This window comes from Allobosea sp. 10L417 (assembly GCF_056395485.1).
On sequence record NZ_JBFTJP010000001.1, the window covers coordinates 1,051,707 to 1,071,770 of the forward strand.

20 protein-coding genes are annotated in these 20,064 nt (G+C 64.7%); 13 read left to right on the top strand and 7 right to left on the bottom strand.

The genetic code is table 11. The annotated features are described in order from the left end of the window. Window positions 1-106: 106 nt before the first annotated feature. On the top strand, window positions 107-967 hold the full coding sequence (locus AC1DE3_RS05350; RefSeq protein ID WP_476852141.1) for an amidohydrolase family protein: 861 nt from the start codon (window positions 107-109) through the stop codon (window positions 965-967). Continuing rightward, window positions 961-1,416: an RbsD/FucU family protein gene (locus tag AC1DE3_RS05355; RefSeq protein ID WP_441510388.1), complete on the top strand. Its 456-nt coding sequence runs from the start codon at window positions 961-963 to the stop codon at window positions 1,414-1,416. The genes AC1DE3_RS05350 and AC1DE3_RS05355 overlap by 7 nt, the downstream gene beginning before the upstream one ends. A gap of 110 nt (window positions 1,417-1,526) precedes the next feature. Here the strand turns inward: AC1DE3_RS05355 and AC1DE3_RS05360 are convergent, their stop codons facing one another. Continuing rightward, window positions 1,527-1,787: a hypothetical protein gene (locus AC1DE3_RS05360; protein WP_476852142.1), complete on the bottom strand. Its 261-nt coding sequence runs from the start codon at window positions 1,785-1,787 to the stop codon at window positions 1,527-1,529. A 305-nt stretch (window positions 1,788-2,092) separates the two neighbouring features. Here AC1DE3_RS05360 and AC1DE3_RS05365 point away from each other — a divergent pair, with 305 nt between their 5' ends. The 6 genes from AC1DE3_RS05365 (at window position 2,093) to AC1DE3_RS05390 (ending at window position 8,811) form a co-directional block, all read left to right on the top strand. After that, window positions 2,093-2,335 (top strand): hypothetical protein, encoded by a 243-nt coding sequence (locus AC1DE3_RS05365; RefSeq protein WP_476852143.1) that lies wholly within the window; start codon window positions 2,093-2,095, stop codon window positions 2,333-2,335. An 820-nt stretch (window positions 2,336-3,155) separates the two neighbouring features. Further along, window positions 3,156-4,562 carry an AAA family ATPase gene (locus tag AC1DE3_RS05370; protein ID WP_476852144.1) on the top strand — a complete coding sequence of 469 codons (1,407 nt, stop codon included), beginning with the start codon at window positions 3,156-3,158 and terminating at the stop codon, window positions 4,560-4,562. Beyond that, window positions 4,563-5,501 carry a DUF4435 domain-containing protein gene (locus AC1DE3_RS05375; protein ID WP_476852145.1) on the top strand — a complete coding sequence of 313 codons (939 nt, stop codon included), beginning with the start codon at window positions 4,563-4,565 and terminating at the stop codon, window positions 5,499-5,501. It begins immediately after the preceding gene. Between the two features lie 84 nt (window positions 5,502-5,585). Continuing rightward, a complete protein-coding gene (locus tag AC1DE3_RS05380) occupies window positions 5,586-6,764 on the top strand; it encodes a phosphoserine transaminase (RefSeq protein WP_476852146.1) in 1,179 nt (392 codons plus the stop codon). A gap of 164 nt (window positions 6,765-6,928) precedes the next feature. Then, window positions 6,929-8,518 carry a phosphoglycerate dehydrogenase gene (gene serA, locus AC1DE3_RS05385; protein ID WP_476852147.1) on the top strand — a complete coding sequence of 530 codons (1,590 nt, stop codon included), beginning with the start codon at window positions 6,929-6,931 and terminating at the stop codon, window positions 8,516-8,518. 2 nt (window positions 8,519-8,520) lie between these two features. Continuing rightward, entirely contained in the window at window positions 8,521-8,811 is a 291-nt protein-coding gene (locus tag AC1DE3_RS05390; protein ID WP_476852148.1) for a DUF1902 domain-containing protein, read from the top strand. Here the strand turns inward: AC1DE3_RS05390 and AC1DE3_RS05395 are convergent. Beyond that, window positions 8,769-9,662 carry a sigma-70 family RNA polymerase sigma factor gene (locus AC1DE3_RS05395; RefSeq protein ID WP_476852149.1) on the bottom strand — a complete coding sequence of 298 codons (894 nt, stop codon included), beginning with the start codon at window positions 9,660-9,662 and terminating at the stop codon, window positions 8,769-8,771. The genes AC1DE3_RS05390 and AC1DE3_RS05395 overlap by 43 nt on opposite strands. After that, on the bottom strand, window positions 9,655-10,077 hold the full coding sequence (locus AC1DE3_RS05400) for an antibiotic biosynthesis monooxygenase family protein (RefSeq protein ID WP_476852150.1): 423 nt from the start codon (window positions 10,075-10,077) through the stop codon (window positions 9,655-9,657). Before AC1DE3_RS05400 ends, AC1DE3_RS05395 begins: the two co-directional genes overlap by 8 nt. A gap of 217 nt (window positions 10,078-10,294) precedes the next feature. Between AC1DE3_RS05400 and bla the strand changes: the two genes are divergently transcribed. Further along, a complete protein-coding gene (gene bla, locus AC1DE3_RS05405; protein WP_476852151.1) occupies window positions 10,295-11,296 on the top strand; it encodes a class A beta-lactamase in 1,002 nt (333 codons plus the stop codon). A 139-nt stretch (window positions 11,297-11,435) separates the two neighbouring features. Here the strand turns inward: bla and AC1DE3_RS05410 are convergent, their stop codons facing one another. Beyond that, window positions 11,436-12,344 carry a DMT family transporter gene (locus AC1DE3_RS05410; protein ID WP_476852152.1) on the bottom strand — a complete coding sequence of 303 codons (909 nt, stop codon included), beginning with the start codon at window positions 12,342-12,344 and terminating at the stop codon, window positions 11,436-11,438. 116 nt (window positions 12,345-12,460) lie between these two features. On the opposite strand from AC1DE3_RS05410, the gene AC1DE3_RS05415 reads away from it, so the two are divergent. Beyond that, on the top strand, window positions 12,461-13,345 hold the full coding sequence (locus tag AC1DE3_RS05415) for a type 1 glutamine amidotransferase (RefSeq protein WP_476852153.1): 885 nt from the start codon (window positions 12,461-12,463) through the stop codon (window positions 13,343-13,345). A 134-nt stretch (window positions 13,346-13,479) separates the two neighbouring features. Next, window positions 13,480-13,797, top strand: a complete 318-nt coding sequence (locus tag AC1DE3_RS05420; RefSeq protein WP_441510400.1) for a DMT family transporter — start codon at window positions 13,480-13,482, stop codon at window positions 13,795-13,797. Between the two features lie 54 nt (window positions 13,798-13,851). Here AC1DE3_RS05420 and AC1DE3_RS05425 read toward each other — a convergent pair whose 3' ends face one another. Beyond that, complete coding sequence (locus AC1DE3_RS05425; protein ID WP_476796665.1) at window positions 13,852-14,307, bottom strand: PadR family transcriptional regulator; 456 nt, start codon at window positions 14,305-14,307, stop codon at window positions 13,852-13,854. 390 nt (window positions 14,308-14,697) lie between these two features. Between AC1DE3_RS05425 and AC1DE3_RS05430 the strand changes: the two genes are divergently transcribed. Then, window positions 14,698-16,389 (top strand): mucoidy inhibitor MuiA family protein, encoded by a 1,692-nt coding sequence (locus AC1DE3_RS05430; RefSeq protein ID WP_476852154.1) that lies wholly within the window; start codon window positions 14,698-14,700, stop codon window positions 16,387-16,389. A gap of 127 nt (window positions 16,390-16,516) precedes the next feature. Here the strand turns inward: AC1DE3_RS05430 and AC1DE3_RS05435 are convergent, their stop codons facing one another. Together AC1DE3_RS05435 and AC1DE3_RS05440 are read right to left on the bottom strand one after the other, a co-directional pair. Beyond that, the gene (locus tag AC1DE3_RS05435) at window positions 16,517-17,095 is read right to left on the bottom strand and encodes a tyrosine phosphatase family protein (RefSeq protein ID WP_441510403.1); all 579 of its coding nucleotides are present in this window, start codon (window positions 17,093-17,095) and stop codon (window positions 16,517-16,519) included. A 122-nt stretch (window positions 17,096-17,217) separates the two neighbouring features. Next, window positions 17,218-18,429 carry an amidohydrolase gene (locus AC1DE3_RS05440; protein ID WP_441510404.1) on the bottom strand — a complete coding sequence of 404 codons (1,212 nt, stop codon included), beginning with the start codon at window positions 18,427-18,429 and terminating at the stop codon, window positions 17,218-17,220. A gap of 301 nt (window positions 18,430-18,730) precedes the next feature. Here AC1DE3_RS05440 and AC1DE3_RS05445 point away from each other — a divergent pair, with 301 nt between their 5' ends. Continuing rightward, a complete protein-coding gene (locus AC1DE3_RS05445) occupies window positions 18,731-20,023 on the top strand; it encodes an adenylosuccinate synthase (RefSeq protein WP_441510405.1) in 1,293 nt (430 codons plus the stop codon). The last annotated feature ends 41 nt before the right edge of the window (window positions 20,024-20,064 follow it).

The window sequence follows — 20,064 nt, forward strand, 5'->3', positions numbered from 1 at the left end:
GGACGCTAATCCGCTTTCGAGCCGGTTGCAAGCTAACATGTTGGCGTGCACATAGTAGCACCACGCCGGGCCACCCCGGTGCCGAACCCGCCCGCGAGAGCCGCCCGTGAAGAGCCCGCCCCGCATCGATTCGCACCAGCATTTCTGGCGGCTCGCCCGTGGCGATTATGGCTGGCTGACGCCCGCGCTCAAGCCCCTCTATCGCGACTTCGGGCCTGCCGACCTCGCCCCGCATCTCGCCGAACACGGCATCACGTCCACCATCCTCGTCCAGGCGGCGCCGACCGAGGCCGAGACGCGCTTCCTGCTCGATCTCGCCGCCGCCACTCCCTTCGTCGCCGGGGTAGTGGGCTGGGCCGATTTCGAAGCGCCCGATGCCCCCACCCGCATCGCCTCGCTCGCCGCCGACCCGCTGCTGGTCGGTCTGCGCCCGATGGTGCAGGATATCCCCGATCCGCACTGGCTCGCTCGTCCCGACCTCGCCCCCGCCTTCGCGGCGATGAAGGCGCAGGGCCTCGTCTTCGACGCCCTGGTGAAGCCGCCGCAGATCCCGGCGTTGCTCGCGCTGCTCGACCGCGAGACGGAGCTCCCCGTCATCGTCGACCACGGCGCCAAGCCCGATCTCGCCGGCGCCGACCTCTCCGACTGGCGCGACGGCATCGCCGCGCTCGCAGCCCGGCCGAATACCGCCTGCAAGCTCTCCGGCCTCGTCACCGAAGCCGGGCCGGGCTGGACCGACGCGACGCTGGAGCCGGCAGTGTCACACCTTCTCGCCTGTTTTGGCCCGCAACGGCTGCTCTGGGGCAGCGACTGGCCGGTCGCCACGCTCGCCGCCTCCTATGGCCAATGGCACGCCGCGGCCGAGCGCCTCACCGCCGCGCTCAGCGAATCCGAGCGCGCCGCGCTCTTCGGCGGCAACGCCGCCCGCATCTATCTCACCGACAGGGGGCGCCGCCCGTCATGCTGAAATCGCTCGATCCCGTCCTCTCCGCCGATCTGCTCTGGGTGCTCGCCGCCATGGGCCATGGCGACGACCTCGCTTTGGTCGACGCGAACCACCCGGCCCAGACCATCGCCAGCGCCACCACGAGCGGAAAGCTGATCCGCCTGCCCGGCCTGACGATGCAACGCGCCGCCCGCGCCATCCTCTCGGTGCTGCCGATCGACGATTTCGAGCCTGAGCCTGTCAGGCGCATGGAAGTCGTCGGCGATGCCGCAGCGATCCCCGACGTCCAGCGCGCCGTGCAGGCCGAGATCGATGCGGCGCTCGGCCGCCCGGCGCCGCTCGCCGGCATCGAGCGCTTCGCCTTCTATGAGGCGGCGCGGCGCGCCTTCGCGGTGGTGCAGGTCGGCGATCCCCGCCCCTATGGCTGCTTCCTGCTGCGCAAGGGCGTCATCGCCGGCGTGCCGGGCTAGAGCATCGGACCGAAAAGTGGAATCCACCTTTCGGACAAATCCGATGCTTGAACAAAGAGTTAGATCGCCACTTCGCGTCCGGTAGGACGCGCGGCGATCTAGGCAGCGCCTCACGCCCCCTTGGCGACGGCCTGCTTCAGCCGCGCGACGGCCTCGGTCGCGCCGGCCTTCACCGAGACGTCCAGCGCCTCGCTTTCGCGCTCGATCATCTCGATCAGCGCCTCCGGCGTGATCGCGGCCCGTGCCGCGGTGAGCTTCAGCACGGCATTGGCGAGGATGTTGGGCCAGAACGCCGCCCCGCCCTTGGCCAGCCCCTTGGCCTTGCGGCCCTCGAATTCACGGGCGAGCTGTTCGGGGGTCTTCTTGGCCATGGTCTCGTTACCTCCATGCAATTCCAGCAAAAGTGCGAAGCGGTTTTGCGTCCGGAATGGCGACAAAGCGAAAGGCTGGAGCTTTGGAGGCGAACCTTGTTCGCCGGACATGCTCTAGCGGGATGAGCCGCTGCCTATCACGAAATGCCGGCCCCGCCTTCCCCCTCCGGCCAACGATCCCGCGGCCGCACTGCCCCGCCCGCGCATCGGGGCCGCGACAATCGCATTTGCAAGCGGGCGCGACGCAAGGCAGGAGCGCCGCTTGAGGCAGGCCTGTGATGCGGCTGCCCGTTCAGGACCAGACCATGCCCCGCCTCTCCCGCGTTTTGCTCGGCGCCTTCGCCGGCCTCCTCATCCTCGCCGCTCTGGCCGCCCCGGCCACTGCCGGGATTACCGACCGGGAGCTGAGCTGCGCCGACTGGCTGAAGTCCGGCGCCCATCGGAAGAGCGAATACTCCGCCGCCGTTGCGGAAAAGATCAGGGCCTTCTGCGCCGCTCACCCGAAGATGAAGGCTGTCGATGCCGAGATGACGATGACGGGGGATTGAACGGGCGGGACTTCCCTTCTCCTCGACCAAAAGCCCTCTCTGCGTCATGCTCGGGCTTGACCCGAGCATCTCTTCCCGAAGGAGGCTCTGGCGCCTCTCCTGCCCGAGATTCTCGGGTCTGCGCTCCGCTCCGCCCTAGAATGACGCATGGGTTTATCCCGCTCGCGCTTCCACGCGGCGGGTTCGAATGAGGGGCAGCGGATCGCCGCGAGGCGCGAGGTATCGGGCCGCTTCCGTTGAGCCAGGATGCGGCGCGGAAGGATTGAGCCACCTTCCGCACGCCCCGTGGCGCTCCGCTCATCGGCGATTTCGGACTCCGGGCCGCGCTTATACGGCTGGGCTGCTAGGGATCGGCGGGCTCGGACGCCAGTTCCCCTCATCGGGTCGTCGCGTCCTGCCGTGCCGTCCGTCACCGGCCGAGCCTTCCAGCGAGCTCCTCGCACAGGGGCCGTAGTACCCCCAGGGCGGTGCCCCAAAGCCTCCCGGGAGTGGGTCGTAACCCCACCCGCAGGCGCCGCCCCCGCCCCGCCAACGGCATACCTCCGGATGGCTGCCCCTCGGGGACGAGGTGGAGTGAGGATAGGTGCGGCATGGGAGGGCGGGGATAAGTTTCGGCAGCGGCAAAACGCTCGACTGCCTTTGGAGGAACCGGCAAAAATCCATCCTCTGGGCTTCGGACAATCTAAAGAACTACAATCGAAACCCCGAATGGATTCGGCTGAAAAACGAAAAGCTGGACTAGACAACAGCATCAACACATCTGCATCTTGTGCTAAATGAGGCGGCTGTAGCCCGAATCGGCCGCATAGGGACCTGCACGATGCCGATTAGAACACTCGATGAAAGAGCGGGAGATTCTCTACCTTTTACGAGGCTTACAATATTCGGACTTCACGGGTCAAAGAATGTAGATATCGATTTCAAGAGCGACATCTCTATATTCATCGGCCCAAACGGAATTGGAAAAAGCACTATTCTGAATATCTTTGTTCACTTCCTTGCCTGTCAATGGGATAAGCTTAGGAAGAACTTTTTTGACTCGGTAACTGTTATTTTTAAAGACGGAAGCGTAGCGTCCGCATCGAGGCAGGACTGCTTAGAATTTTCTCAGTTTGGGTTTTCAAGCCAGCTACAAGAGATCATGTCGGCCCCAGAATGGGGCAATGAGTTACTGCTTTCACTTGAAAATGGGACAGATATATTTTCAAAAGACAGCTTGCTGAGAAGAGAAATACCGCTTCGCGAATGGACAATATTTAGAAACAACCTGTCCCACTCGACACCTTTTAGGGAATGCCTAACACGGCTCGCGACCGCCGGAAACGCAATCAAGCGAAATTTTGATCGAAAGATCGTATACCTGCCGACATACCGGCGTATCGATCAGGAATTGAATGATCTGTTAGCGAGCAGCGGAACGAAATACCCTCGCGCCCGTGACGAATTCTCTCGGATTATGGATGAAAATTCCAATAGATACACCGAATTCGTTCGCTTTGGAATGGAAGACATTAAACAAACATTGATAAAATACGCATCCGACATCAAAGAGTATTCGAGGCAGCAAATTAATTCTCTCTCCACAAGGTTTCTAAGCGCGGCATTTGGTAAGAAAAAGGTCGATAGGAATTTTTTCAATTCCTTATCTGATGAAAAAATAGCAGAAGTTCTTTCTAGAGTTGACGAGACCGAACTAAATGAAAAACAGCGGACAGAATTGGTAAAGCTAATCTCGTCGATTCGCCCGACAGCGGTCGGAAGATTGACATCCCCGCAAGAGCACATCGCGCGGTACTTTCCCATGCTCGCCGAAACTCATGAGATTGTATCCCGCAGGGAGCGCCCGTTAAGGGACTTAGCTACGATTTTCAACAGGTACATCAATCCTGAGAAGCGGGCTCGATACGATTCGAAGCGCTACGAATTTTATATTGAGAACAGGTTTTCTGAGATCCCGCTTTCAGGGCTTTCGTCCGGAGAAAAACAGATTGTTGCCCTCTTCACCTCACTGGCCCTCAGCGAAGAAAAAAATATCTTTGTTGTAATTGATGAACCAGAGCTATCGTTATCGGTTTTATGGCAAGAAATACTGATAAAAGATATTATGAAACTCGATAGCTGTAGGAATATAATTGCTGTAACGCATTCACCATTTATCTATGGTGATGACCTTTTACCGTACACGCGCGATCTTGGAGATTTCACCAAACTTGCGGAGATCGTGTGAATGACCTCCCACCTTGAAGCGCTTCAGCAGCGAAAAGACGCGGCCGTTTCGCTCGCCCATAAAGTCGCCCTACACACATCTCGTTCAGCGGATAAAATCGTTGTCGTAGAAAGCGGGGATGATTTCTATTTTTATTCCGCACTTGCAACGAGATGTGTTCCTGAAACAAATCTCCAATTCTTTTCTGGAGGAAGAAGAAGATCCGTTATTGAAACTATAAAAGCTCTTAAATTACTTGGAAAAGAACACAGATGCTTCGGAATCGTGGACAGGGATTTCCACTTCGACGACCCAAAAATAATTGAAGATAGAATACTTGTAATAGATGTTTATTCCTTCGAAAATTATTTCGGAAACGAAAAAGACATCATTAATATCGGAAGATCGTTTTTCGCATTAGAGCCTGGAGAGAATTTAAATGATTGGCTAGAATATACGAAGCGATTCCTTTCAACATTACCTTCCGCTTTTGCGCATGAACATGCTGTAGCCCTGGCTTGCTTTAAAAACAATATAAAATGCACGCTATCAAACGTGAATTACGATCATATCGTAAGCATCGATCGAGATGGCTCAGTACTAACTATACCCGAATCAAGCATGGAATTCCGAAAAAAATGCGGTATCGATGAAGAAAAATTTGAGAAACTAGATTTCTCAGAATACACAAAAGAAATAGAATCTTCAGACTGGAGAAAAGTAATTAGAGGACACTATTTTTGGGATTGCTTTGTAAAAATGATCAATATTTTTAGATCGGCATTAGATGAAAAGTTTATACTATCCCGCACAAACCGCAGCAGAACTAAATCGGAATTGAACTCGCGTCACATTCTCGAGGCTGCTACGTCCCACATCACCCCTCCGGCAACAGTCACCAAATTCCTTCGGGAGCTAGCACAGGCACAGCCAACTGATAGTGCCCCATCTCCCGCTTGACTCCCGCCCCTCTGCAGCTCTACCCCCATCGACGGGACACGCCCCCCCAACGGGGCGCGCCCATCTGTAAGGATGGAGACATCGATGGCGAATACTGCTCCGGCCGTGCGTCCGCGCGTGCCTAATTTCTCGTCCGGCCCCTGCGCCAAGCGCCCCGGCTGGGCCCTCAAGAACCTCTCCGACGCCCCGCTCGGCCGCTCGCATCGCGCCAAGATCGGCAAGGACAAGCTCAAGCGCGCGATCGACCTGACGCGCGAGGTGCTGCAGGTCCCCGCCGATTACCGCATCGGCATCGTGCCAGCCTCCGATACCGGCGCCGTCGAGATGGCGCTCTGGTCCCTGCTCGGCGCCCGCGGCGTCGACATGGTCAGCTGGGAAAGCTTCGGCGCCGGCTGGGTCACCGATGTCGTCAAGCAGCTCAAGCTCGCCGATGTCCGCACCTTCGACGCCCCCTATGGCGAATTGCCGAACCTCAAGAAGGTCGACACCAAGAACCGCGACGTCGTCTTCACCTGGAACGGCACCACCTCCGGCGTGCGCGTCGTCGATGCCGACTGGATCGCGGATGACCGCGAGGGGCTGACCATCTGCGACGCCACCTCCGCCGCCTTCGCCCAGCGCCTCGACTGGCAAAAGCTCGATGTCGTCACCTTCTCCTGGCAGAAGGTGCTCGGCGGCGAGGCCGCGCATGGCATGATCGTGCTCTCGCCCCGCGCCGTCGCCCGGCTCGAAAGCTACAAGCCGGCCTGGCCGCTGCCGAAGATCTTCCGCATGACCTCGGGCGGCAAGCTGATCGAGGGCATCTTCACCGGCGAGACCATCAACACCCCCTCCATGCTCGCGGTCGAGGATTATATCGACGCGCTGGAATGGGCCCAGAAGGTCGGCGGGCTCGACGGCCTGGTGAAGCGCGCCGACGGCAATGCCCGCGTCATCGCCAAATTCGTGCGCGAGAACGACTGGATCGACTTCTTGGCCGTGAAGCCGAAGACGCGCTCCAACACATCAGTGTGCCTGAAGTTCACCGATCCGGCCGTGACGGCGCTTCCCGCCGATGCGCAGGCGGCCTTCGCCAAGCAGGTCGTCTCGATCATCGAGAAGGCCGGCGCCGGCTACGATCTCGGCCATTACCGCGACGCCCCTCCCGGCCTGCGCATCTGGTGCGGCGCGACCGTCCAGGCGCGCGACGTCAAGGCGCTCATGCCCTGGATCACCTATGCCTTCGCCGAAGCCAAGGCGGCGTTGGGCAAGAAGGCGGCCTGAGCAGGCCGTCATGGTCGGGCTTGACCCGACCATCTCTTTCAGAATGAGGCGCCATATCGCGCCTTCGCGTCCCGAGATGGCCGGGTCAAGCCCGGCCATGACGCCCCTTCCCTTCTCAGCGCCAGACCGCTCCTCGTGCAGCGCGGCGCCAGCCGGAGCCTCCCATGCCCGCACCGAAAGTCCTGATTTCCGACGCCCTCTCCCCCGCCGCCGTCCAGATTTTCAAGGATCGCGGCATCGACGTGACCTTCGATCCTGCGCTGGGCAAGGACAAGGACAAGCTCGCCGCCGTGATCGGCGAGTATGACGGCCTCGCCATCCGCTCGGCCACCAAGGCGACCGCCAAGCTGCTGGAGCAGGCCAAGAACCTCAAGGTCATCGGCCGCGCCGGCATCGGCGTCGACAATGTCGAGATCCCCGCCGCGACGGCGCGCGGCATCATCGTGATGAACACGCCCTTCGGCAATTCGATCACCACCGCCGAGCACGCCATCGCCATGATGTTCGCGCTCGCCCGCCAGATCCCCTCGGCGGATGCCTCCACGCAGGGCGGCAAGTGGGAGAAGAACCGCTTCATGGGCGTCGAGATCACGGCCAAGACGCTCGGCCTGATCGGCGCCGGCAATATCGGCTCGATCGTCGCCGAGCGCGCCATCGGGCTCAAGATGCGCGTCATCGCCTATGACCCCTATCTCTCGCCGGAGCGTGCCGTGCAGCTCGGCGTCGAGAAGGTCGAGCTGGAAGACCTGCTGAAGCGCTCGGACTTCATCACGCTGCACGTGCCGATGACCGAAAAGACGAAGAACATCCTCTCGGCCGAGGCGCTGGCGAAGACCAGGAAGGGCGTGCGCATCATCAACTGCGCCCGCGGCGGTCTCGTCGACGAGCAGGCGCTGGCCGATCTCATCAAGTCCGGCCATGTCGCCGGCGCCGCCTTCGACGTGTTCTCACAGGAGCCGGCCGAGACGAACCCGCTCTTCGGGCTGGAGAACGTCGTCTGCACGCCGCATCTCGGCGCGAGCACCAATGAAGCGCAGGAGAATGTCGCCCTGCAGGTGGCCGAGCAGATGAGCGACTACCTGCTCAAGGGCGCGATCACCAACGCGGTCAACTTCCCGTCGATCTCGGCCGAGGAAGCGCCGCGCATCAAGCCCTTCGTCGATCTCGCCGAAAAGCTCGGCTCCTTCCTCGGCCAGCTCACCGAGGCGCCGGTCAAGGGCATCCGCATCGAGTATGAGGGCGCGGTCGCCGCGCTCAATCTCAAGGCGATCTCGGCTGCCGCGATCACTGGCGTGCTCAGGCCCTTCCTGCCCGAGATCAACATGGTCAACGCCGCGCTGATCGCCAAGGAGAAGGGCATCGTCGTCGAGGAACTGACCCGCGAGGTCGCCGGCAATCTCGAAAGCGTCATCCGCATCGTCGTCGAGGCCGAGGATATGCCGCGCCATGCGTCCGGCACGGTCTTCCATGACGGCAAGCCGCGCATCGTCGAGATCCGCGACATCGCGGTTGACGCCGAGTTCGCGCCGCACATGCTCTATGTCCGCAACGACGACAAGCCGGGCTTCATCGGCCAGTTCGGCTCGCTCTTGGGCGCCGCCGGCGTCAACGTCGCGACCTTCGCGCTCGGCCGCGACAAGCCGGGCGGCGACGCGATCTGCTATGTCGCCGTCGACGAGCCGATCTCGGACGAGCTGCTCGACAAGATCCACGAGATCCCGATGGTCAAGCGCGCCCGGCGCCTGCGGTTCTGATCGTGCTCAACCCGCTACGGGGCATCGTCGCCTCCCGCTCGGGGGCGGCGCTGGCGCCGATCCGCTTCGAGGTCCGCCGCGACGAGGCGGCGGGCCTCTGGTACGCCATGGACACTGGTGAGCTCGGCATCGTCACCGAAGCCGAGTCGCTCGACGCCCTGCGCGAGCGGCTGAAGCAGCTCCTGCCGGAATGCTTCGGCATCGAGGACTGCCCGGTGGAGCTTACGCTCTGCGACGAGGAAGCGCCCGTTCAGCCCGCCGACACCGCGATGTCGGCGCTCTCCAGCACATAGCGCGCGAACAGGAAATCCCGGATCGCGACGATCTCGTCGCCGCGCCATTCCAGCGTCACGAAGTAGAGCGGCCGCCCGTCGCTGTCCTGTGCGTCGAGCATCAGGACGGCCGGTTTTCCGTCCACGAACCCGGACGCGCAGCGCCAATGCGTGGCGGTGTCGTAGCGCCCGAAATAGGGCGCCACCTCGTTGCGGCCGCTGAGTTGCAGCCGGTTGACGAGATCGAGCCGGACATCCTCCGCCAGCATCGCGCGAACCGCGTCGAAATCATGCGCGTTGAACCGGGCGACATAACTCTCCAGCCGCACGCGCTCGGCCGGCGCGAGCTGCGGCGCCCGTGTGTCTCCCGGCTCGTGCGCGATCTCCGCGAGCCGTTGCCGCCCGCGCTGCAGCAGGCCTTTGACCGCGGGCGGGCTCAGTTCCAGAAGCTGCGCGATCTCGTCGACCGAGAAATCGAGCACGTCGCGCAGCGTGACGGCGCTGCGTTGCGCGACCGGCAGGCGCGCGAGCGTCTGCAGGCTCGCCCGTGTCGCGAGCGGGTCGAAGCCGGCCTGCCGAGAAACCATGTCTTCCTGATCCTCGCGTTCCAGCTCCGCGCGGCGGGCACGGCGCCGGAGCGCATCGAGCGCGGCGTTATGCGCGATGCGGAACAGCCAGCCATCCGGGTTTTCGACGGGGGCAGCGTCGCTCCAGGCTTCGGCAGCTTTCAGGAGCGCGTCCTGGACGACGTCCTCTCCTTCGACTGCCGAACCCATCATCCGGGCGCAATAGCGGTGAAGGCGCGGCCGCAGCCGCGCGGTCGTCTCGCTCAATACGCTCCGCGCAGCACCGCCCGCCACTCTGTCAGCCATGGGAAAATCCGATGTCGCATAACATCGTCTCGACGGTGGCCAGGGAGCCGATCCGTCCGACATAGGCCTTGAAATACTCGGTTTCCCGGAACGCCGCGATATCGTCGGCGCTGCGCCAGCGCGAATAATTCACGACCCGTCGGCCGTCCCGGCCGACCAGAACCGAGGACGCGAGCGACCCCGGCTGCTTGCTGAAGAAGTCTTCCGTGCCTTCGCGCAAGATCTCCGCAAGCCGCGGCTGGTCGGCGGGCTGCACGGTGAAGACGTTGACGAGCGCGATGCTGTCGCCCGCCGCGGATGTCTTGGTTTCCATGGCAGTTCCTTTGTCCCGGGCGCGAGAGGGCATGGATAGGGTGAGGCTGCCAGCAAAGCCCGCCGCCAGCACGGCCCGGCGCGAGACGTCGTTCTTCGCCATATCGCAAACCTCCATTTGCCGGACACCATTCCCGGCCAGTGAAGGCGCCGGCACGGCATCCATCTTCAAAGACGAATGCCGCACGCGATCGGAACCGCGGCGGCATGTTTTTCTTTCGATAAGCCCCGCTGCGGCTGACGGATTGAGCCAACCTGCCGCCGCAAGGCTGCCGCAATGTCCCTCCCCTCTGATGGCCTCGCCATCAAGGGACCGCCCCATGCCTGCCCGCCTTCGTCTCGCCGCCGCTGCTCTCGCCTGCCTCACCGCTTTCCCCGCCCTCGCCGATTGGGACAAAGCCAGGCTCGACAAGGAGATCGCCGCGATCGAAGGGCAGGCGAAAGGTCGGCTCGGTGTCGCGCTGATCGATCTCAAGGATCGCAAGCAATGGTCCTATCGCGGCTCCGAGACCTTCCCGCTGCAGAGCGTGTTCAAGCTGCCGCTCGCCGTCGCGGTGCTGCAACAGGTCGAGGCCGGCAAGTTCAGGCTCGACCAGCCGATTACCGTGACGCGCCTGGATTTCTCGCTGTTCAACAGCCCGCTCGCCAAGGCCTTCAAGGGCGAGCGCAACGACTATCCGCTGAGCGAACTCGTCCAGCTCGCCGCCGGCCAGAGCGACAACACCGCCGCCGACCTGCTGATGCGCGAGATTGGCGGGCCGCAGGTGGTGACGAAGATGCTGCGCGATGGCGGTATCACCGGCATGTCGGTCGACCGCTACGAGCGCCAGTTCCAGCCCGAGATCTACGGCCTGCGCGGCTTCGCCTGGGGCGAGACGGTCGACGAGAAGCGCTTCCGCGCCGAGCTCAAGGCCCTCAAGCCGGAAGTCCGCATCGCCGCGCTGTCGAAGGCGCTGAACGACAAGCGCGACGCTGCCACGCCGGAAGCGAGCGCGCTCTTCCTCGAGGGCTTCGCCAAGGGCACCTGGCTCCGCGACCCCGCCCATACCGCCTTCATCGAGAAGATCGTCGCGGAATCGAAGATCGGCGCGGACCGCGTCAAGGCCGGGCTCCCGGCAGGCTCGCGCTTCGCCCATCGCACCGGGCTCGGCCTCACCACGGATGGCATCAACCACGCCAGCAACGACATCGGCGTCGCCACGCTGCCGGACGGGCGGCGCTTCGTCATCGTCGTTTATCTCGCCGGCTCGCGGGCCGATCCGAAGGAGCGCGACGCCGCCCATGCCGCCGTCGCGCGGCTCGCAGTCTCGGCATTGCGCTGAGGCCGCAGATGTCGGGGCGTCATGCCCGGGCTCGACCCGGGCATCTCTGGCAGAAGAAGCACCCTGCCCTGCGAGAGGTTCTCGGGTCTGCGCTTCGCTTCGCCCGAGAATGACGGCGGTTGCAGACGAAAGGGCTCGTCTACCGCCCCAGCCGCTCGGCGATGAAGATGCCGCCGAGCACCAGCGCGAGCGCGACCGCGTGATAGACCCCGAAGGGCTCCCCGAGGAGCAGCACGGCGAGGATCGGCGCGAAGACCGGCACGAGATTGACGAAGACACCGGCCCGCCCCGGCCCGATCAACTCGATCGCCCGCATGAAGGAGAGTTGCGACAGGATCGAGGGGCCGATCACCGTGAAGGCGAGGATGGCCCAGCCCGTCGGGCTCGGCATGTGGAAGCGGCCCATGGCGATCTCTGCCGCGAGCAGCGGCAAGGAGAACAGACAGGCAAAGGCCGCGGCGACCGTGAAGAAGACGAGCTGCGGCATCGGCGGCCGGCTGCGGACCGCGACCGTGTAGCCGGCATAGAAGACGCAGGCGAGGATCATCAGCAGGTCGCCCGGGACGAAGCGGAGATTCGCGAGCACATTGACATCGCCGCGGCTCGCGGTGACCACGACGCCGAGCAGGGTGACGGCGACGCCGAGCGCCTGCATGACGCCGATCGGGATGCGATAGGCGATGAATGCGCCGAGTAGAACGAAGACCGGGATCGAGCCTTGCAGAATGCCGATATTGATCGCCGTCGTCGAATAGGCCGCCACATACATCAGGGTGTTGAAGACGGTGAAGCCGGTGATGCCGAGCAGGGCGATGTAGGGCCAGTGCGCCTTGATCTGCGGCAGATGCTCGGCGATCTGCCGCCGCAGCAGGAAAGGCATGATCAGGCAGACCCCGATCCAGCGAAAGGAGGTCAGCGCCATCGGCGAGATGTTGCCGACCGCAAAACGGCTGGCCACGGCATTCCCGCCCCAGATCAGCGTCGTCCCGATCATCAGCAGATAGGCGTTGGTCCAGGCGCGTTGCAGCCAAGTCGGGGAAGGGTGCACGTTTCCGCCCTGTCGCGAGAATGGGCTCATGCAATAACCTTGCGCGAGGCCCCTCTTCTATGAGATCGGGCGCAAGCCTGCCCATCGCCCTGCGCATCCCCTGCGGAAATCCCCCGATGATCCAGACCAGCTCTCGCCCGCTCCGCCTGCTCTTCGTCGACGGCAACACGCACGAGCATCGCGAAGGGCTGCGCAAGGCTTATGGCATGGCCTATGGCGAGGCCTACGCCGCCGAGATCGCGGCGATCGCGCCCGGCATCGTCTGCGACATTTGTCTCCCGGCCGATGAGGGCGCCAACTTGCCGGACGCCGCCGGGCTCGAATCCTATGACGGCGTCTTCCTCACCGGCTCGGCGCTGCATATCTACAAGGCCGAACCGGCGGTGACGCGGCAGGTCGAACTGATGCGGGCGATCTATGCCAGCGGCACCCCCTGCTTCGGCTCCTGCTGGGGCATCCAGATCGGCTCGGTCGCGGCGGGCGGCACCGTCACCGCCAATCCGAAGGGGCGCGAGGTCGGCTTCGCCCGCCGGATCACGCCGACCGAGGCGGGCCGGAACCACAAACTCCTCGAGAGCAGGCCGTCCGCCTTCGACGCCCCGGCGATCCATCTCGACACCATCGCCCTGCCGGCGCATGGCACGACCATCCTGGCCTCCAACGCCTACAGCCAGGTGCAGGCGGCCGAGATCAGGCACAATGGCGGCACCTTCTGGGGCGTGCAGTACCATCCGGAATTCCCGCTGAAGCAGGTCGCCTCCATCCTCGGACGCATGGTGCCGCTCCTGATCGAAGAAGGCTTCCGGCGGGACGAGACCTCGACCCAGGCCTGGCTCGACGATTTGCGCACGCTCGACGCCGAACCGGCCGCCCGGCAGGATCTCGCCTGGGCGCATGGGCTCGACCGGGAGGTGCTCGACACCGAACGCCGCGTCACCGAATTGCGCAATTTCGTCGAACACCGCATCAAGCCGCACGCCAGCACGCGCAGCCGCGCCTGAACCGGCTCACCCTCGATCCGCCTCGCAACCTTGCCATCGCGACGGTCGATGGCTAGGTAGGCGCCAGCGAGGCCACGACCTCCCCCACCCTGGGCAATGTGCCGGGACGACCCGGCAACTCATGGGGGACCGCTATGGCGTGGCTCTACCTGTTTTCGGCCGGCATTCTCGAAGTCGTCTGGGCTTTCACCATGAAGCAATCGGATGGGTTTTCCCGCCCGGTGCCGGCGGCGATCACCATCGTCACCATGATCGGCAGCTTCGCCCTGCTCTCGCTGGCGATGCGCACCCTGCCGCTCGGCACGGCCTATACGATCTGGACCGGCATCGGCGCGGTCGGCGCCTTCATCGTCGGCGTCACCGTGCTCGGCGAGGCGCTGACGCCGATGCGTATCGCAGCGGCCATGCTGATCGTCTCAGGCCTCGTGATGATGAAGCTGTCGGCGCACTGATCGCACTTGCGAAGATGGCCTGCGCTTCCCAGCGGGCCGGGCCTCGCCGATCCTTCAGCTTCTCTCGACGGCGAGCGCCGCCGCATCGAGGGCCGAGGCGATCGCTTCGGCGGCGGGTTCGTCGAGCCCTCCGCGCCGCAACCTCAGGCGCAGGGCGATCTTGAGATTTTCCGTGGCGCGCGTGACGCGCTCGGGAATGCCATCTCCGGGAGTTGCCGCGCCGGCCGCGCTTACGCGGGCCAGGAGGCTGTCGAGCGCCGCCTGGTTGGCGACGAGGAACGCAGCTCCTTCCGCGGTGACGAGGAAGTTCTTGCGGCTTCCGCTCTCATCCGCGATGCGGGCATAGCCCATGTCTTCGAGCCATTGCAGCGTCGGATAGATCACGCCGGGGCTCGGCGTGTAGCTGCCGCCCGTGCGCTCCTCGATGCCGCGCATCAGGTCGTAGCCATGGCGCGGCTGCTCGGAGAGCATCGCGAGGATGAGCAGGCGAAGCTCGCCATAGTCGAACATCCGGCCGCCATGCCGGCCTCTGCGGCCGCGGCGCTCATGTTCATGATGATGATCGTGATGGTGGCCCCGACGATGCTCGCGCCTATCGCGGAGGGCGTCGGGGTGACGGTCGTGACCGTCTCTGTCTGTGTGCTTCATGCCCACGAAAACTATATCGCGATATATCTCAAATCAAGATATATCGGAATTACATTTTGGTAATCTGCGGCAGAGGCTGTCGCCTGCGGGGGAGCCCGCGGCGTTCGCCGCCCTGGCCGATGATCCTGCAAATGCAGGACGCTCGATCCGCTCTCGCTTCCTATCCGCATTCCGGCCAAATTCGGCCTTGGGCGCGCCGGATTCGGCAGCGCTCATCGTGGCCGCGTGACTGCGATTCCGGGGGATGATGTCGTGAAGAATTATATTGCCGCCGCCCTGTTTCTTGCTCCGAGCCTCGCCAGCGCGGCCGAGACCGAGCTCGCGAGCCGGATCGACCGGGTCACGATCTATCCAGACGGCGCCGTGGTGACGCGGCTCGGCAAGGCGGAGCTGCTGCAGGGCGTCTCGCAGGTCGTCCTGCGCGGTCTGCCGGCGACGATCGACCCCGCCTCGATCCGCATCGAGGGCAAGGGCAGCGGGGCCTTCTCGGTCGGCGCCGTCGATGTCCGCACCACGCCGGGCGAGGCCAAGCCGGTCCTCGATATAGTGCTGGAGGACAAGCTCAAGGCGCTGCGCGACGACAAGGGCAAGTTCGAGAGCCAGATCGCCGCGATCGAGGCCAAGCGCGCCACCATCGAGCGCTTCGCCCAGACCGGCCCCGACAAGCTCGGCCCCGACGGCAAGGCTCTGCCGGTCAACGACTGGCCGGCCGTGTTCGAGGCGATCGGCACCGCGTTGGTCAAGGTCCAGGACGAGTTGCGCGGCATGCGCAATCGCCTTTCCGACGTCGAGGCTGAGATTGCCTCGCTCGAACGTGCCCGCCCACAGGCTGGCCGCCCCGGCGCGCCGAAGCGCGACGTCGCGATCGCGGTCGAGGCGCCGCAGCCGGTCGCGGCCGAGTTCACCGTGAGCTACCGCGTCACCGGCGCGAACTGGACGCCGACCTACGAAGCGCGGCTGACCACGACAGCCGAAAAACCCGAGATTGCGCTGACGCGCCGCGCCGAGATCCGCCAGCGCAGCGGCGAGGCCTGGGACGATGTCGCATTGACGCTCTCGACCACACGCTCGGCCGGGGGCACGCGCGCGCCCGATCTCTCGCCGATGCAGGTCGCCTTCTTCGAGCTACCCGCCATCTATGAAAGCCGCGCACGTGTCGGCGCGGCTCCTGCTGGAATGGCCGCCGCGCGCGCCAAGGCCGAGGCCGAGGCGCTGGCCGCGCAGTCGCAGCGCGCCATCACTCCGGCCCCCGCGCCGGCGCGGCCGGCCGAGGTCGAGGTCGCGGCGATCGAGGCCGGCGCCTATCAGGCCAACTTCCAGGTGCCCGGCCGCGCCTCGATCCCGCAGGACGGCTCGCCGAAGACCGTGGTCCTCACCCAGCGTAAGGCGGAGGCGACGCTCGCCGCCCGCACCGTGCCCGAGCTTGAGCAGAAGGCCTATCTGGAAGCCGGCTTCGTCCATGAGGAGGAGGCCCCGCTCCTGCCCGGCCGCGTCGCGCTGCATCGCGACGGCAGCTATGTCGGCATGGGCCAGTTCGGGCTGGTGGCGCCGGGCGACAGGCTCGAGCTCGGCTTCGGCGCCGATGACCGGATCAAGGTGAGCTATGCCCCGGTGAAGCGCCGCGAGAACGAGCCGGCCTGGCTCGGACAAAGCCGCACCGACCAGCGCGAATTCCGCACGGTGGTGAAGAGCCTGCACGCGAGGCCGGTGAAGGTGACGGTGCTCGGGCGCATCCCCTACTCGGAGAGCACCGCCATCGCGGTCGAGACCATCGCCGCCCAGACGACCCCGCCGACCGAGAAGCAGGTCGGCGACCGCCGCGGCATCTCGGCCTGGACCTTTGACCTTGCCCCCGGCGCCGAGAAGGAGCTCAAGCTCGCCTACCGCATCAAATGGCCGGGCGACCGCGAGCTCTCCTATGACGAGCAGCCGCTGCCGAAGTGAGCTGGTCCCCCAGGCGTCGTTCCCTGGCGAAGCGAGGCGCAGACCCGAGAAGCTCAGGCCGCAGCGAGCGCAGGAGCATCCTGCCGCAAGTGATGCTCGGGGCAAGCCCGAGCATCAGGGCGCCGTCCTAGACTGCCATCTCCACTTCCCGCCCGCGGCCGAGATCGGCCATCCAGGTCCGGTATTTCGGCTGGACCTTGAGCTGATGGGCGTAGTGCCGGCGAAGCGCCTCGGTCAGGCGCCCGCTCCGGCCGAGCTGCTCGTCGGCGAATCCGATCATCACCGAGTTCGGCCAGGCCTGCGGGCGGATATGGCGCAGCCTTTCGAATAGCGCGTCCTCGCCCTCGGCGGGATCGGCCTGGGCCATCAACGTCAGCATCGCCGCCGTCGAGCGCGAAATGCCCATATGGCAGTGAACCAGCAGATGCCCCTTCACGCGGGCCGCCGCCGTTTCCTGCAAGCCCTCGCCGAAGCGAAGAACCTCATCGACATGCCCCGGCTCCGGCATGATCATCCCGGGTCGCGGATCGATGATGTCGTGGAAGCGCAGCGTCACGCGATGATGCTCGCCATAGGTGCCGAAGGCCTCGATCTCGGCGCGGTCGGGATCGAGCACCGAGAGCACATGCGTCACCTCGCGGGCGCTGTTGCCCGGCAGTTCCTCGATGCCGCAGATCGTCAGGGTCGAGATGGCAAGGGTCTTCATGGCATGGCTCCGCTGCTGAGCCCGTCGCCTAGGTCCGTTCCACCGGCAGCGCAAGCGCCGGAAACGACGGGCACCCCGTCAAAGCTGCGGCCGGCATCTCCGACGCCGGCCGCAGTGATGTCTTACTCCGCCGCGATCGCCCGCAGGCCCTGGCCGAGTTCCTGATCGACGAGGCCGACCCAGTAGCGCACGCCGTCCGGGATGATCGCATCGTTGAAGTCGTAGAGCGGCGTGTGCAGGCCGACGAAGGAGCCGTCGGGATTGACGCCGTTACCGATGCGCATGAAGGCGCCCGGCCGCACCAGCATCATCTCGGCGAAATCCTCGCCGCCCGTGCCCGGCCGCAGCTGGCCGTTGACATGCTCGGCGCCGACGGCAGCGGAAGCCGCCGCGACCGCGACCCGAACCTGCTCGGCCTCGTTGACCAGCGGGCTCGTGCCGCGATGGTAATGGGCTTCCGCCCTGCAGCCCCAGGCCTGGGCCGTCGCAGCCGCAAGCTCGGCGATGCGCTGCTCGACCGTGTCGCGCACGTCCTGCGAATAGGTGCGGGCCGTGCCGCCGATGACGAGCTCGGAGGGGATGACGTTCGAGGCGTTGACGTCGCCGCCATGGATGTAGCCGACGCTGATCACCGCCGTGTCGAGCGGAGCGACATTGCGGCCGATGATGCCCTGCAGGCCGAGCACGAAATGCGCCTGCGCATAGGTGATGTCGGTGGAGCGGTGCGGCTGCGAGCCGCCATGACCGCCGACGCCGTGGAAAGTGACCTTCCACGAATCCGCCGCCGCGAGGAACGGGCCGACCGTCGTGCCGAAGCTGCAGGCCGGCATGCCCGGCGTATTGTGCAGCCCGTAGATCGCGTCGCAGGGGAAGCGGTCGAACAGGCCATCCGCCAGCATGGCGTTGGCGCCGCCGCGGCCTTCCTCGGCCGGCTGGAAGATCAGGTTGACGGTGCCGGCGAAATCCCGGTTCTCGGCGAGGTACTGCGCGGCCGCGAGCAGCATCGTGGTGTGCCCGTCATGGCCGCAGGCATGCATCCGGCCGTGGTTGCGCGAGGAATAGGGAAGGTTGGTGGTCTCCTCCAGCGCCAGGCAGTCCATGTCGGCGCGCAGGCCGATGGCGCGTTCGCCCGGCTGGTTGCCGCGGATGACGCCGACGACACCGGTCTTGCCGACAGCCTCCGTGACCTCGACGCCCCATTCGCGCAGCTTGTCCGCGACCAGCTTGGCGGTGCGCACCTCTTCCAGGCCGAGTTCGGGATGGGCGTGGATGTCGCGGCGGATCGCCGTGAACGCGGCATGGTGCTGGCCGAGCCAGTCGTCGAGCTTGGTCATGATCGATAAATTCCCCTCTCCTGCGGCATCGGGAAGCAGGTTGGGTGCGATGTCCCGATCCGCTGCATAGCCCTTACGCCCGATTGCGGCAGCATTACTGCGCAGATGCTGCAGACCCGCCATGCTCCGGTGTTTTGTCCCGCAAGATCAAGGCTCCCGCGCCATGAAACCTTGACCTGCGGACCACATTGGCCCATGAGGGCTTGCAAGGACCTGCCCCGAACCCCGGCCTTGCGCCGGGGTTTTGCATTTCCGTGGGTGCTTGCGCGGTCAACGCGGAACAAGCAGGGAAACCTCGCTCATGGCGAATGTTGTGGTGGTCGGCGCCCAGTGGGGCGACGAGGGCAAGGGCAAGATCGTCGACTGGCTTTCCAGCCAGGCCGATGTCGTGGTCAGGTTCCAGGGCGGCCATAATGCCGGCCATACCCTCGTCATCGACGGCGTCACCTACAAGCTCTCGCTGCTGCCCTCCGGCATCGTCCGTCCGGGCAAGCTCTCGGTCATCGGCAACGGCGTCGTCGTCGATCCCTGGCATCTCGTCGAGGAGATCGGCCGGCTGCGCGCCCAGGGCGTCGCGATCTCGCCGGATAACCTTCGCATCGCCGACAACGCCACGCTGATCCTGCCGCTGCATCGCGAGCTCGACCATTTCCGCGAGACCTCGAATGCCGGCATGAAGATCGGCACGACCAAGCGCGGCATCGGCCCGGCCTATGAGGACAAGGTCGGCCGCCGCGCCATCCGCGTCATCGACCTCAAGGACCCTGCCCTGCTCGAAGCCAAGATCGAGCGGCTGCTGGCCCACCACAACGCGCTGCGCCGCGGCCTCGGCATCGGCGAGGTCGACGCCAAGGAGCTGTTGACCCAGCTCAAGGCGATCGCCACCGAGGTACTGCCCTATGCCGACACGGTCTGGGCACTCCTCGATGCGCAGCGCCGCGCCGGCAAGCGCATCCTGTTCGAAGGCGCGCAGGGCGCGCTGCTCGACGTCGACCACGGCACCTACCCCTTCGTCACCTCGTCGAACATCGTCGCCGGCCAGGCTGCGACCGGCTCGGGCCTCGGCCCCTCCGCCGTCGGCTACGTGCTGGGGATCGCCAAGGCCTACACCACCCGCGTCGGCGAAGGCCCCTTCCCGACCGAGCTCTTCGACGAGATCGGCGAGCTGATCGGCCAGAAGGGCAAGGAATTCGGCGTCGTCACCGGCCGCAAGCGCCGCTGCGGCTGGTTCGACGCGTGCCTCGTCCGCCAGACGGTCAAGACCTCCGGCATCGACGGCATCGCCCTCACCAAGCTCGACATTCTCGACGGCTTCAAAGAGATCAAGGTCTGCGTCGGCTACAAGCTCGACGGGCAGATCCTCGAACACCTGCCCGCCGGCCAGGCCGACCAGGCCCGCGTCGAGCCGATCTACGAGACCATCGAAGGCTGGCATGGCTCGACCGCCAACGCCCGCTCCTGGGCCGATCTGCCGGCGCAGGCGATCAAATATGTCCGCCGCATCGAGGAGCTGATCGGCGCCACCGTCGCCGTGCTTTCGACGAGCCCGGAGCGCGACGACACGATCCTCGTCCACAATCCGTTCGAAGGGTGAGCTTGCCCTTCGAGGGTTGACGCGGCCCGTCATCAGCGACA